Here is a 13,003-nt window from a genome sequence, read left to right on the forward strand (position 1 = left end):
TCACCCCGGCCGGCCGGGCGGCCATCCACCGCTTTGTGCGTCCGGGCCGTTGCAAATCCCGGCCGATTGCCGGCCAATCCTCGGACAGCCAGTAACCGTGCGTCCGCGTGATCGCCTGGACCCCGAGCTCCCAACAAGTTGCATCCGCCATGACGCCGCCCGCCATCGCCTTGCCCGTCGAAGCGCCCCAGGCTTTCCTGGGCGTGGCGCGTTCGCTGACCGACAAGCTCTGGCGCGACCGGCTGGACGGGCGCGGGGCGGCGCAGGCGCTCGCCATCGTGCAGCGGCACCAACTGCCGGAGTTGCTGGCGCGGGTGCTGGCCGGCCGCGGGGTCGACATCGACGCGGTGCCCGACTTCCTCGATCCGACAATCCGAAAGCTGCTGCCGGACCCGTTCACCGTGACGGAGATGGAAGGTGCCGCCAAGCGGATCGCCGATGCCGCGGCGAGGGGCGAGAAGGTCGCGATCTTCGGCGACTATGACGTCGACGGCGCCACCTCGGCGGCGCTGCTCGCCTGGTACCTGCGCCATTGCGGGCTCGATCCGCTGATCCATATTCCCGACCGGATATTCGAAGGCTACGGCCCCAATACCGAGGCGGTGCGGGCGCTTGCAGCAAAGGGCGCGACGCTGCTCGTGACCGTCGATTGCGGCACCACCAGCATCGAGCCGCTCGCAGAAGCAAAACGTCTCGGCATGTCCGTGGTCGTGATCGACCACCATCAATGCGGGCTCGACCTTCCCGAAGTCGACGCGCTGGTCAATCCGAACCGACCCGACGATCTCTCCGGCCTCGGTCATCTCGCCGCCGTCGGCCTCGTTCTGGTAACGCTGGTCGCCGTCAACCGCGAGCTGCGCCAGCGCGGTTTCTGGACCTCCGAGATGCCGGAGCCGGATCTGCTCGGCATGCTGCATCACGTCGCGCTCGGCACGGTCGCCGACGTGGCGCCGCTGATCGGCCTTAACCGCGCTTTCGTGGCCAAGGGCCTGATCGCGATGCGGCGGCGCGACCATGTCGGGCACACCGCACTGATGGACGTGGCGCGGCTCAACGGCCCGCCGGAGGCCTGGCATCTCGGCTTCATGCTGGGGCCGCGCGTCAATGCCGGCGGCCGCATCGGCCGCGCCGATCTCGGGGTGCGGCTGCTGCTGGAAGGCGACAGCGTCGAGGCTGCGCGGATCGCGGCGGAGCTCGATCGTCTCAACAGCGAGCGCCGAGTCATCGAGCAGGCCGCCGAAGCCCAGGCCGAAGCCGAGGCACTGGCCTCGATCGGGCTGGAGGACAAGCTCGCCGTGATCGTCACGGCATCGGAAGGCTGGCATCCCGGCGTGGTCGGCCTCGTCGCCTCCCGCCTGAAGGAGAAGTTCTCGCGGCCTGCCTTTGCCATTGCGCTGGAGCCCGGCGGCATCGGCACCGGCTCGGGCCGATCGATCGCCGGCGTCGATCTCGGCAAGGTAGTGCGGCAGGCGGTCGCCGACGGCATCCTGCTCAAGGGCGGCGGGCATGCGATGGCCGCCGGCGTCACGCTGCGGAAAGAGAAGCTCGCCGAATTCCGCGCCTATCTCGAAAACGCACTGGCGCGCGATGTCGCGGAGGCGCGCCACGTCAACGAGCTCTATATCGACGGCGCGATCTCCGCACGTGCTGTGACGCCGGAGCTTGCGGCGACGCTCAACCGCGCCGGTCCCTTCGGCAGCGGCAATCCGGAGCCCGTGCTGGCACTGCCGGCGCACCAGCTCGTGTTCGCCGACGAGGTCGGGCAGGCGCATCTGCGCCTGCGTTTCAAGTCGGGCGACGGCGCCATGGTCAACGGCATCGCGTTCCGTTCGGTCGGCCAGAAGCTCGGCAATGCGCTGCTCGCCAATCGAGGCCAGCAGCTGCATGTCGCGGGCTCGCTCTCGGTCGACCGCTACCAGGGCGCCGAGCGCGTGCAATTCCGCGTCGTCGACGTCGCGCTACCCGATCAAGGGCCATCCGTGATTAGATGACGCATGATCCCTCGCGACAAACGCGGTACGCGTTTGCGCGGAGATCATGCGCAAAGATAACGCGCTCAAACAACAAAAAAGGGAGTGAACATGGCAGGACAGGTTGAGGGCAAGGTCGCGCTGGTGACGGGTGGCGCTTCCGGCATTGGCGAGGCCATCGTCGAGCTGTTCGCGCGCGAAGGCGCCGTGGTCGTCATCACCGATATCGACGAGCTGCGCGGCCCGGAGCTCGCCAGGCGCGTCACCAAGGCCGGCGGCAAGGCGGTCTTCCTGGAGCAGGACGTCACCAGCGAGGAGCGGTGGGTGGAGGTCGTCGCCGACATCGCGAAGCGCTACGGCCGGCTCGACATCATGGTCTCCAACGCCGGCATCGGCATCGCCGTGCCCTCGATCGTCGACATGACGCTCGCTGACTGGCGCAAGCAGAATGCGATCAATCTCGATGGCGTATTCCTTTCGGTCAAGCATTGCCTGCCCTTGATGCGCAAGACCGGCGGCGGCTCGATCGTCATGATGTCGTCGCTGGCGGGCTTGCGCGGCTCGCCCGGGTTGTCGGCCTATTCGGCGACCAAGGGCGGCGTGCGGTTGTTCGCCAAATCGATCGCGATGGAGTGCGCGGCGGCGGGCGACGGCATCCGCGTCAACTCGGTTCACCCCGGCATCATCGATACCCCGATCTGGGGCAAGATCCCGACCGGGGCGACCGGCGCCGGTCAGAACGCGCCGATCGATCCGGAGGAGCGCGCCAAGGTCGTCACGCCCCTCGGCCGTGCCGGCCATGCCGCGGAGATCGCCTCCGGCGTGCTTTACCTGGCCTCCGATGCCTCGCGCTACGTCACCGGCAGCGAGCTCGTCATCGACGGCGGCATGAACGCGGGCGGCGTGCCGCGGCGGACCTGAGCCGCGCAGGGCAGGGCGGCGGTTGCAGGGGCTGACGCGCGGGCCCGGTCCCTGTACAAGGCTGACAGCTCCCGACCGACAGAGGTGTCCTTTGCCATGGCGCACAGTCTTCACGCGTCCTCACCCGCGCCCGCTCCATTCCGCTCCAACCGGCCGGACCTCGCGACCGACGCGATCCGCACCGCGCGCGAGGATCTGGCCGCCTGCTTCCGCATGGCGGCGCGCAACGGTTTCGAGGAGGGCATCTGCAATCATTTCTCGGCCGTGGTGCCGGGCCATGATGATCTGTTCCTCGTCAATCCCTACGGCTACGCTTTCCGCGAGCTGACTGCGTCGAAGCTCCTGATCTGCGACTTCCATGGCAACGTCCTCGATGGCGAGGGTGTGCCGGAGGCGACCGCCTTCTACATCCATGCCGAGATGCACAAGCGCCTGCCGCGCGCAAAGGTCGCCTTCCACACCCACATGCCCTATGCCACGGCGCTGTCGATGACCGAAGGCGATCCCCTGATCTGGGCCGGCCAGACCGCGCTGAAATTCTATGGCCGCACCGCGGTGGATCGCGATTACAACGGCCTTGCGCTCGACAATCGTGAAGGGGCACGCATAGCCACCGCCGTCGGCGATGCCGACATCGTCTTCATGAAGCATCACGGCGTGATGGTGCTGGCGCCGACCATCGCGGAGGCCTGGGACGATCTCTACTACCTTGAGCGCGCTGCCGAGGTGCAGGTGCTGGCGATGTCGACGGGACGAAAGGTGTTGCCGGTCGATCCCGCGATTGCGGACGCGACCTACAAGCAGATGCGCGAAGGCGATGCCGAATCCGCTCGGCTGCATCTCGCCGCCATCCGCCGTCAACTCGACGCGGAGGAGCCGCAGTACCGGCACTGAAGCCGGCTACGAGCCCTGCCGCAGCTTCGCCAGCACCTTCAGCCCGCCATAGCCATCCGCCGGCGTGATGCCGGCGCGCTGCTGAAAATCCTTAACCGCCTTCATCGTGTCGTTGCCGACGCGGCCGTCGGTGCCGCCAGTATCGAAGCCGGCCTTGGTCAGGCGCGTCTGCATCTCCTGCACCTCGGCCAGGGTCAGCGCACGCTCGGAGCCGGGGAAGGGCTGGATGAACGGTGGCGCGCCGAGGCAGCGGTCGCCGAGATGGCAGATCGCCAGCGCATAGTTCATGGAAGGGTTATAGCTCTTCACCGAATAGAAATTCGGCCCGAGCAGGAAGGTCGGCCCGCCCGAAACCGGCGTCCACATCTGCGCGGATGCGTTCGGTTGCGGAAACGGCTGGCCGTCGGCGCGGGTGACGCCGGCTGCCTGCCACGCCGCATAGGTGCGGCTTCCGCCGATGTTGCCGGGCGCGCGCACCTCGTAGCCCCAATGTTCGCCGCGATGCCATTTGCCGCGATTGACGAGATATTTTGCCGTCGAGCCCAGCGCGTCGTCGGGCTTGCCGAACGGCGAGACCTTGCCGTCGCCGTCGTAATCGATGCCGACATTGAGCCAGACTTCCGGCATCCATTGTGAATGCCCCATCGCGCCGGCCCAGGATCCCTGCATCTGCTCCGGCGTGCTCCAGCCCTTGTCGACGATGCGCAGGGCGTTGATCAACTCGGTCTCCCAATAGGCCTTGCGGCGCGGCTCGTTCCAGGCGAGCGCGGCGAGCGAGGGAAACACGGGCCTCATGTGATTCTGCTGCACCAGGGGATCGCCATAGGCGGATTCGACGCCCCATAGCGCCAGCAGCGTGCCGCGCTCGACGCCGAAATCGCGCTCGATGCGGGTGAGCAGCGCCTCGTTGTTTTTCAGCGCGACCTTGCCGTTGATGATGCGCCAGTCCGAGACGCGGCGGTTGATGTACTGCCACACCTGCTCGCGGAATTCCGGCTGGTTGCGCATCTGCTTGAACACGCTCATGTCCGGCTCGACCCGCCCCATCGCGCGCTGCCATGTCGCGGCTGAAATACCTTTCGCCATCGCGCGGGCGCGAAAGCTCTCGCGCCATTCGTCGAAGCCCGGAGGCGCGGCGAGAGCGCGCGTCGGGACGGTGAGCAAGGCGGCTGCACCGAACGCCGATTGGAGCAGGGCGCGGCGAGTTGGACGAGGCGAGGAATCAGCGTGCGTCATGGGCGCATTCTAGCCGGAAACATGGCGCGTGTGAGTCGGTTCCTGGAACGGCGGCGATGTGAGAATTCTGCCTGATTGCGTCGGCGGTTCCCACCGGAACAAGTGTCGCACTCCCGCATTCCCTCCACACCAGGAAGGAGGAGAAGATGAGGAAATATCTGCTTGCCGCAGCCATGGTCACCGCCGTCGCTGCGCCTGTGTTCGCCGACGAGGTCGGCGTTCACGTCGGCCCGGCCGGCGCAGGCGTAACGGTCGGCCAGTCCCACGAATATCGTGAGCGCGACCGCGACCACGACCGCACCACCGTCATCAGGGAACGCGAGCCCGCCGACCGCACCACGGTGATCAAGAAGGAAGATGAATTCGGCAACCGCAGCAAGACCGTCATTCACGACAACGACTGACGGAGCGGGGGCCCGGCTTGATGCCGGGTCCCTTCCTTCGCACGATCGGCAAATCGAATCGGGGCCGAATGAAGATACGCACGCATGCGGAAAGCCACGTCGTCGAACTCGACGACGGATCGCAGTGGCAGATTTTCCCCGGCGATCTCGCAACCACGCTGAGCTGGAAGCCGGAAACCGAATTGCGTCTCGAGCAGAGCAGTGACCCGATGAGTTCGCACGTGCTGGTGAATGCCGCCGACCAAAGCCGCGTGCGGGTGATCGCGGCGCACGAAACCTGGCCCGACGGCGAGGTCAAGAACGCGTTGAAGGGCGGATAGGCGCGCTGCTGCTGCGGCAAAGACGGCAACCAACGTCTGCGAATGTCGGTGGCCTAGCTAGTCCCCCTGCAGGTCCTTCGCGATTCCGGCAAGCCAGCGCCGGATCGTGGTTTCGGCATTTGAATCCAGATCCCGAGCCAGGCGCTTCTCCAATTCGAGCACACGCTGCCGGCACGCGTTCAACAGCGTCGCGCCGCGCGGCGTCAACGTCCATTGCAGGATGCGGCCGTGGACGGGATGAGGCGACATCACAATCGCGCCGTCGCGTTCGAGGTTGCGAATGATCACACCGACGGTCTGGGGCGTGAGGAAAGTGAGGCGGGCGACATCGGCCCCCGACAAGCCCGGATAGGCGTTGAGCATCGTCATGACCGCAAATTGCGGCGACGTCACGCCGAGATCGGCGAGAGTCCGTTCCATCGTCAGGCGAACCGCGGCATGGGCCTGACGCAGGAGATAGCCGAGATAGCCCTGCTCGCCACGCTTGCCTTCGCCGGGAGCGGGAACACGCGTGGTGTCGTCGGCAGTCGCGGGTGCGTTGCGCACGTTTTTCGGTCTTCTGCTGGCAGCGGACTTGCGTGTCATATAAGAGCTCTTATAAGATATAAATACACTTATAACATTCCTAGGTGAACGGCAATGTCACACGCCCGCAGCGAATACGAGGATTTCAAGAGGATCGCGCCGGACGCGTATGATCTGGTGCTTGGGCTGGGCCAGCTAGCGGCCAAGGCAGGGCTCGACAAGCAGCTGCTCGAGCTCGTCAAGCTACGGGCCTCTCAGATCAATGGCTGCGCCTTCTGCGTGCAGCACCACGTGCTGCTGTCGGAACGGATCGGCGTTCCCGTCGACAAGCTGCATCTGGTCGCGGTCTGGCGCGAAGCGCCGATCTTTTCGCCGCGCGAGCGTGCGGCCCTGGCCTGGGCCGAGGCGCTGACCTGTCTGCCCGATGGCGTCAGCGAGGAGGTCTACGCCGAAGCCTCTGGCGAATTCTCCGAGACGGAACTGACGTACCTGACGTCAGCGGTTGCCTCGATCAACGTCTGGAACCGTTTCGGCGCGGCGTTTCGCTGGACGCCAGTAAAGCGGCCGGTCGCAGCCGCATCCTGAGGGGGACAAGGGGAGGTCACGATGACGGCCATCAGCTTTTCTGCCGTGCAGCGCCCGATGCCGTCACGTTCAACGGCGCTTGCGGTCGTCGCAGGGCTCGCCTGCGCGCTCGCGATCGGCAAGGTGCTGCCGGTGACGATCGACAGTGTATCCGGAGTGCTGGCCCCGCTCTGCGCCACGGCGGCGGAGAGCTCGCCGCTCGACAAGGTCGAGCCGATCGGGTCCTACGCGCTTCCGAACGTCCCGGGCAAGCGCGTCACCATCGTGCGCGTGTCCTATGGTCCCGGCGGATTTTCGCGGCCGCACCGACACTCGGGATCCGTCACCGCCTACATCACCAAGGGCGAGATCCGCTCGCAGCTCGGCGGCGGCCCGGTCGAGACCTTTGGCGTCGGCCAGTCCTTCTTCGAACCGCCGGGCTCGACGCATCTGGTCTCGGCCAATGCCAGTATGACGGAGCCGGCGGAGTTGATCGCTGTGTTCGTCGCAGACGAGGGCGCGCAACTGACGACGTTCATCGAGTAGCTGCACGCGCAATGCGCCACCGCATGTTCAGGCCGATCGCGATCGCCTCAACCGTTTCCATGCCGGTGCGAGACCGTATTCGACCGCTGGAATCGCAAGTCCGCCGACAAGCAGTCCAAGCACGCCCGAGATGGCTGCCTCGACCGACCATTCGATGATGCCCGCAACGGAGGGAAGGAGGTGTGCGGCAGCCTCGGTGGCGGCATGGACCGTGTGGCCGACCACGGGTGGGCCGTATTTTTCGATGCCGTGCAGGATGATGCCGCCGCCGACCCAGATCATGGCGGCGGTGCCGATGGTGCTCAGCACCGCCAGGAAGATGGGCATGCCGCGGACGAGCGCGCGTCCAAGCAAGCGGATTCCGCTGCCGATGATCGAGGTGCCGCTATAGCGCGCAAGGGCCATGCCGACATCGTCCGCCTTCACGATCAGGGCCACCACGCCGTAGACCCCGACGGTGATGCAGAGGCCGACCAGCGCCAGCACCAGCGCCTGCGTCCAGATGCTGCCCGCCGGGAGGGCCGCCAGCGTGATCGCCATGATCTCCGCCGACAGGATGAAGTCGGTCTTGATGGCGCTCGCGACCTTCTCGTCCTCGACCGACCGGGGATTCAACGCAATCGGCTGCAGCTGAGCTTCGTGGTGGTGCGCATGATGCGGCAGCACGGCTTCGAGCACCTTTTCGGCGCCCTCGTAGCAGAGAAAGGCTCCGCCCAGCATGAGCAGCGGCGTGACCGCGGCGGGAAGGAAGTAGCCAAGCAGCAGGGCAATGGGCAGCAGAATCAGCAATTTGTTGCGAAGCGATCCGGCCGCAATCTTGCCGACGATCGGCAGCTCGCGTTTCGAGGCAAAGCCGATGACGTAGTTCGGCGTGACGGCGGCGTCGTCGATGACCACGCCTGCCGCCTTCGTGCCCGCTTTGGCGGCCTGGCTCGCCACATCGTCGAGCGAGGCTGCTGCCACCTTTGCAATCGCCGCGACATCGTCGAGAAGACCGATCAGTCCGACACTCATGAACCGTGTCCCTTCTTCATTGAGCCGGCGGGTTTTGCGCGACGACACGCTCTTGCACCGCCCGGCATCGGGAGCGAGCAAGCCGTCAATTGTCCTCGCCGCTCGATCCCTCGCGCTGGTCCGGCTTGATCACGTCCTCCGGCAGCGCATGGGCGACCGGCTGCGCCGTGCCTGCGATCTCCGGGCCGACTTCGCGGCCGCGGGCGCGGATCAGGCGCTCATAGGCCGAGACCAGCGTGACGTAGGGGCTGACCCAGATCCAGCCGTCGCGTGTGAACACCTGCACATCGAAATGCAGGTGCATCGACGTGCCGGCGGGATGGTCGAGATAGTTCGAGATCACACCGATCTTCTCGCCTTCGGTGACGATGCGGCCATTGAGCACGCCATCGGCGTTCAACGCGTTCGGGTTCATATGCATGTAGCGGAAACGGATGTGCTCGGTGCGGCTGTTGACTTGAAGTGTCGCGGCCTGGTCCTTGGCTCCGCGGATGACGATCGCGTCACGCACGGCGACGACGGCGCGCTGCTTGGGATCGCAGGGCTCGCGGCCTTCACCGGGCAGCGGGCAGTCGGCGGCGCGGATGTCCTCGCCCTGGTGGCCATAGCCTCCGCCACACTGCCACACCTCGAAGCTGCGCGACTCGCAGAAATTGTCGCGCCAGGGATAGGCGGTCGGACCTTCGCTCTTGTCGCGCCTGCCGTAGGATTGCGAGCGTACGAAAGCGGGCGCCTTGTCGAGGGGAAAGCGGATCTGGGCATAGGCCATCATGTCGGGATGGCCGCCTTGCTTGCGGTAGCCGGTGTTCGGGATGATGTCGCCGCTCGGCCGGTAGCTGAAGTCCGGTGAACGCCCCGCGGGACGGTCGAGGACGTTGGAGGCAATGTCCATCAACGGCCGCATGCGCTGGCCACCGGCGATACGCAGGGCCCTCAAGAAGCGCTCTGCGACTGGATAGGCTTCCTTGCAGGCGAGTCGCCGCGGCTTGGCGATGCTGTCGAGGCACTGGATCGACACCACATAGGCGACGCCGAAGCGGGTGAAAGCGTAGCGTACATAGCCTTCCCGGATGAATCTGCGCAGGTCCGGGTAGGTGGCCGCGAGCGGCTTGACTGGCTCGCCCTTGCCGCCGGCTGGATCGGCGATGTCGTAGACGAGCGCCGAGCCCGTGATCTGCACCTCGACCGGCCTTGCGAATACCCGGCTCGGCATACCCTCGCCGGCGCCGGGCTCGAACGAGAAGGTCGCGCTGTAGCCGGCCGGACCGGCATCGAACATGTCGACGGGATTGAAGTCTGCCTGGTAGCGCGACAGCGTGAGCGACGCCGGCGCGCCGCTGCGCTGCGCCTCGAGGTACGCGGCAGCGTCGAACGGCAGCAGCACGGGTACGGGGCTTCGGGTGATGCCGGTGAAGAAGCGCGAGGAGATCGCGTTGAGCTGCACCAGCGCGGGCATCGCGCGCGGATCGTAGCGCGGCCCCGAACGGCGGGGTGCGAAGATGAAGTCGCCCGCAATCTGCGGGCGACTGTTGATCTCGACACGGAGCTGGTCGAGCGCTGCGCGCCAGTCGACGCGCAGGGCCGTGAGCGAGGGGCCGCGGAATTCATCCGCCGCGACCGGCGCTGCAGCGAGGAGCGACAGCGACGCCAGGAGAAGCGGGACGAACCGGAAACTCTTCCTGCCCACTGCCTCGCCCCCGGCGGTACCTGTTCCGATCCTCGATTGCCCGCTTAGTCCTTGGCGCGCTCGGCGTAGGAGCCGTCCTCGGTCATCACCACCACGCGGGTGCCGACCGTGATGTGCGGCGGCACGGTGGTGCGCACGCCGTTGGAGAGAACCGCGGGCTTGTAGGAGGAGGAGGCGGTCTGACCCTTGGTCACGGGCTCGGTGTCTACCACTTCCAGCGTCACGCGCTGCGGCAGCGCGATCGACACCGGATTGGTGTCGTGCATGGACAGCTTGACCGTCATGCTCTCCTGGAGATACGCGGCGGCGTCGCCGACGACGTCCTTCGAGACCTGGACCTGGTCGTAGGTCTCAGGGTTCATGAAGTGGTAGCCGTCGCCATCCTCATAGAGATAGGTGTAATTGCGCTCTTCGATCGTGGCCTTTTCGACTTGGTCGGTGGTCTTGTAGCGTTCGGAGATCTTTACCCCGTCCGAAATTCGGCGCATTTCGATCTGGCTGACCGGGGTGCCCTTGCCGGGATGGATGTTCTCGGCGCTCACGACGACATAAAGCTTGCCGTCTTGCTCGATCACGTTGCCCTTGCGAATAGAACTGGCGATGACTCTCAAAGCTGTATTTCCTGCTTGCTTGGCCCGGCGGGGGCCAGGACGTGGTCAAATTGATGGGGGACTTGGGGCCTCAAATCGGACCTCGGCGCCCGTTTCGGGCCGCAACATACTGATTTTGCCGTTGGATGCCAGCACTTTGCTGCTGGCTGGAGCGGTCGGTTAATGGCTGGGGACAAGCCGATGTCGCCGTTCTGGTCGCCCGGTAGGCACCCTGACCGGCGGCCGTTCCTCCAGGCTAGAGGCGCGGTGACCGGAGCTTTACGGGCCTTTTTTGCCGAACAAGGCTTCATGGAGGTCGAAACCTCGGTCCTTCAGGTCTCCCCGGGCAACGAGACCCATCTGCACGCCCCCCGGACCGAGATCATCCGGCCCGACGGCAGCCGGGCCCGCCGATACCTGCGGACCTCACCTGAATTCGCCTGCAAGAAGCTGCTGGCGGCGGGCGAGACGCGGATTTTCGAATTCGCCCGGGTGTTCCGGGACCGCGAGCGCGGCGACCTGCATCTGCCCGAATTCACCATGCTGGAATGGTACCGGGCAGGTGCCCCCTATGATGCCATCATGGCCGATTGCGTCGTCGTGATCGCCCGTGCGGCGCAGGCGACCGGCATCGGGACCTTTGCCTTCCGCGGCAGGACCGCCGATCCCTTCGCCGAGCCGGAGCTCCTGACGGTCGCGGGTGCCTTCGAGCGCCTCGCCGGCATCGATCTGCTGTCGACAATTTCGGGTGGCGAGGGTAACCGTGACGCGCTCGCCGCGGCGGCCTCCGGCAAGGTCCGTGTAGCCGAGGACGACACATGGTCCGACATCTTCAGCAAGGTCCTGGTCGAGCATGTCGAGCCGCATCTCGGGCAGGGGCGTTTGACCATCCTGTTTGAATACCCATCTCCAGAGGCGGCGCTGGCGCGGGTGAAGGCGGACGACCCGAGGGTCGCCGAGCGATTCGAGGTCTATGCGTGCGGCGTCGAGCTCGCCAACGGCTTTGGCGAGCTGACCGATGCCGAGGAGCAGCGAAAACGCTTCACGGAATCGATGACGGAGAAGCAGCGCCGCTATGGCGAAGCCTATCCGCTCGACGAGGACTTTCTGGCCGCGGTCGCCGCAATGCCGGAGGCGAGTGGTGTCGCACTCGGCTTCGACCGGCTGGTCATGCTGGCGAGCGGCGCAACACGAATTGATCAGGTGGTGTGGACACCGCCTGCGGATGAGAGATGACGAAGACGAATCTTGCACGCACTTTGCGCGAGCCTGCCGAACTCGTCGCCGAGGGTCTGGCCCCCGCAGCGGCGCTGCCGGCGCTCGAACGCGTTGCCGCGCGCTATGCCGTGGCGATCACGCCGGCGCTGATCGAGCTGATCGACACCAGCGATCCCGACGATCCAATCGCGCGACAATTCGTTCCCACCGCGGCCGAGCTGGACCTGAGGCCGGACGAGAATGCCGATCCGATCGGCGACCACCCGCATTCGCCGGTTCCCGGAATCGTGCACCGCTATCCCGACCGCGTGTTGTTCAAGCTCGTTCACGTCTGCGCGGTCTATTGCCGATTCTGCTTCCGCCGCGAGATGGTGGGGCCCGGCAAGGAGAATGCGCTGTCGGACAGCGCTTATCGCGCGGCGATCGACTACATCCGGGCACACGACGCGATATGGGAAGTGATTCTGACCGGTGGCGATCCCCTGATGCTGTCGCCGCGGCGGATGAGCGAGATCATGGCCGAACTGGCTGCGATCGATCACGTCAAGATCATCCGTCTTCACACCCGCGTACCGGTGGCCGAACCCGCGCGCGTCAGCGAGGAGATGATTGCGGCATTGAAGGTCGCGGGCGCGACCACCTGGCTGGCAGTGCACGCCAACCACGCGCGCGAGCTGGCAGGGCCCGCGCGTGCTGCCTGCGCACGGCTCGTCGACGCTGGAGTTCCCTTGGTGAGCCAGTCCGTGCTGTTGCGCGGCGTCAATGACAACATCGCCGCTCTGTCGGATTTGATGCGAGCTTTCGTCGAATGCCGAATCAAGCCCTACTATCTGCATCACGGCGATCTCGCGCCGGGCACCTCGCATCTGCGAACGACGCTGGCGGAGGGACAGGACCTGATGCGGCAGCTGCGCGGGCGGGTGTCAGGACTGTGCCAGCCGGACTATGTCATCGACATTCCCGGCGGCGCCGGCAAATCGCCCGTGGGGCCAGGTTACGTACTGGCGCCGCAAAATACCGCACCCGATGCGGATGATGCGGGAGCCGAAACGCGCTATCGTATCGTCGATTATTGCGGCGACGTTCATCTTTACCCGCCCGAGACCTGAGCGGG

The 13,003-nt window shown here is 66.0% G+C and carries 14 protein-coding genes; 9 read left to right on the forward strand and 5 right to left on the reverse strand.

Features of this window, described 5'->3' with window-relative positions; genetic code table 11:
* The first annotated feature begins 149 nt into the window (after window positions 1-149).
* From recJ to EDE08_RS08680, 3 genes are all read left to right on the forward strand, one after another.
* The gene (recJ, locus tag EDE08_RS08670; protein WP_131868520.1) at window positions 150-1,991 is read left to right on the forward strand and encodes a single-stranded-DNA-specific exonuclease RecJ; all 1,842 of its coding nucleotides are present in this window, start codon (window positions 150-152) and stop codon (window positions 1,989-1,991) included.
* A 90-nt stretch (window positions 1,992-2,081) separates the two neighbouring features.
* Window positions 2,082-2,891, forward strand: coding sequence for an SDR family NAD(P)-dependent oxidoreductase (locus EDE08_RS08675; protein WP_165935834.1), 810 nt, complete (start codon window positions 2,082-2,084; stop codon window positions 2,889-2,891).
* Between the two features lie 96 nt (window positions 2,892-2,987).
* Window positions 2,988-3,785 carry an aldolase gene (locus EDE08_RS08680; RefSeq protein WP_165935833.1) on the forward strand — a complete coding sequence of 266 codons (798 nt, stop codon included), beginning with the start codon at window positions 2,988-2,990 and terminating at the stop codon, window positions 3,783-3,785.
* Between the two features lie 6 nt (window positions 3,786-3,791).
* Here EDE08_RS08680 and EDE08_RS08685 read toward each other — a convergent pair whose 3' ends face one another.
* Complete coding sequence (locus EDE08_RS08685; protein ID WP_131868523.1) at window positions 3,792-5,021, reverse strand: lytic murein transglycosylase; 1,230 nt, start codon at window positions 5,019-5,021, stop codon at window positions 3,792-3,794.
* Window positions 5,022-5,167: 146 nt separating this feature from the next.
* Between EDE08_RS08685 and EDE08_RS08690 the strand changes: the two genes are divergently transcribed.
* Both EDE08_RS08690 and EDE08_RS08695 read left to right on the forward strand, forming a co-directional pair.
* Window positions 5,168-5,425 (forward strand): hypothetical protein, encoded by a 258-nt coding sequence (locus tag EDE08_RS08690; RefSeq protein ID WP_131868524.1) that lies wholly within the window; start codon window positions 5,168-5,170, stop codon window positions 5,423-5,425.
* 68 nt (window positions 5,426-5,493) lie between these two features.
* Window positions 5,494-5,745 (forward strand): hypothetical protein, encoded by a 252-nt coding sequence (locus EDE08_RS08695; protein WP_131868873.1) that lies wholly within the window; start codon window positions 5,494-5,496, stop codon window positions 5,743-5,745.
* Window positions 5,746-5,802: 57 nt separating this feature from the next.
* Here the strand turns inward: EDE08_RS08695 and EDE08_RS08700 are convergent, their stop codons facing one another.
* The gene (locus tag EDE08_RS08700; protein WP_131868525.1) at window positions 5,803-6,330 is read right to left on the reverse strand and encodes a MarR family winged helix-turn-helix transcriptional regulator; all 528 of its coding nucleotides are present in this window, start codon (window positions 6,328-6,330) and stop codon (window positions 5,803-5,805) included.
* Between the two features lie 54 nt (window positions 6,331-6,384).
* Between EDE08_RS08700 and EDE08_RS08705 the strand changes: the two genes are divergently transcribed.
* Entirely contained in the window at window positions 6,385-6,855 is a 471-nt protein-coding gene (locus EDE08_RS08705; RefSeq protein ID WP_131868526.1) for a carboxymuconolactone decarboxylase family protein, read from the forward strand.
* 21 nt (window positions 6,856-6,876) lie between these two features.
* Window positions 6,877-7,380 (forward strand): cupin domain-containing protein, encoded by a 504-nt coding sequence (locus tag EDE08_RS08710; protein WP_131868527.1) that lies wholly within the window; start codon window positions 6,877-6,879, stop codon window positions 7,378-7,380.
* A 27-nt stretch (window positions 7,381-7,407) separates the two neighbouring features.
* Here EDE08_RS08710 and EDE08_RS08715 read toward each other — a convergent pair whose 3' ends face one another.
* The 3 genes from EDE08_RS08715 to efp all read right to left on the reverse strand — a co-directional run bounded on the left by EDE08_RS08715 (window position 7,408) and on the right by efp (window position 10,692).
* Window positions 7,408-8,394, reverse strand: coding sequence for a DUF808 domain-containing protein (locus EDE08_RS08715; protein ID WP_131868528.1), 987 nt, complete (start codon window positions 8,392-8,394; stop codon window positions 7,408-7,410).
* A gap of 85 nt (window positions 8,395-8,479) precedes the next feature.
* Window positions 8,480-10,081, reverse strand: a complete 1,602-nt coding sequence (locus tag EDE08_RS08720; protein ID WP_245524736.1) for a M23 family peptidase — start codon at window positions 10,079-10,081, stop codon at window positions 8,480-8,482.
* A 44-nt stretch (window positions 10,082-10,125) separates the two neighbouring features.
* Complete coding sequence (efp, locus tag EDE08_RS08725) at window positions 10,126-10,692, reverse strand: elongation factor P (protein WP_028177546.1); 567 nt, start codon at window positions 10,690-10,692, stop codon at window positions 10,126-10,128.
* Between the two features lie 162 nt (window positions 10,693-10,854).
* Between efp and epmA the strand changes: the two genes are divergently transcribed.
* The gene (gene epmA / locus EDE08_RS08730) at window positions 10,855-11,907 is read left to right on the forward strand and encodes an EF-P lysine aminoacylase EpmA (RefSeq protein WP_131868530.1); all 1,053 of its coding nucleotides are present in this window, start codon (window positions 10,855-10,857) and stop codon (window positions 11,905-11,907) included.
* Window positions 11,904-12,998 carry a lysine-2,3-aminomutase-like protein gene (locus tag EDE08_RS08735; RefSeq protein ID WP_131868531.1) on the forward strand — a complete coding sequence of 365 codons (1,095 nt, stop codon included), beginning with the start codon at window positions 11,904-11,906 and terminating at the stop codon, window positions 12,996-12,998. Before epmA ends, EDE08_RS08735 begins: the two co-directional genes overlap by 4 nt.
* The last annotated feature ends 5 nt before the right edge of the window (window positions 12,999-13,003 follow it).

This window comes from Bradyrhizobium sp. R2.2-H (assembly GCF_004346455.1).
Lineage (GTDB): Bacteria > Pseudomonadota > Alphaproteobacteria > Rhizobiales > Xanthobacteraceae > Bradyrhizobium > Bradyrhizobium diversitatis.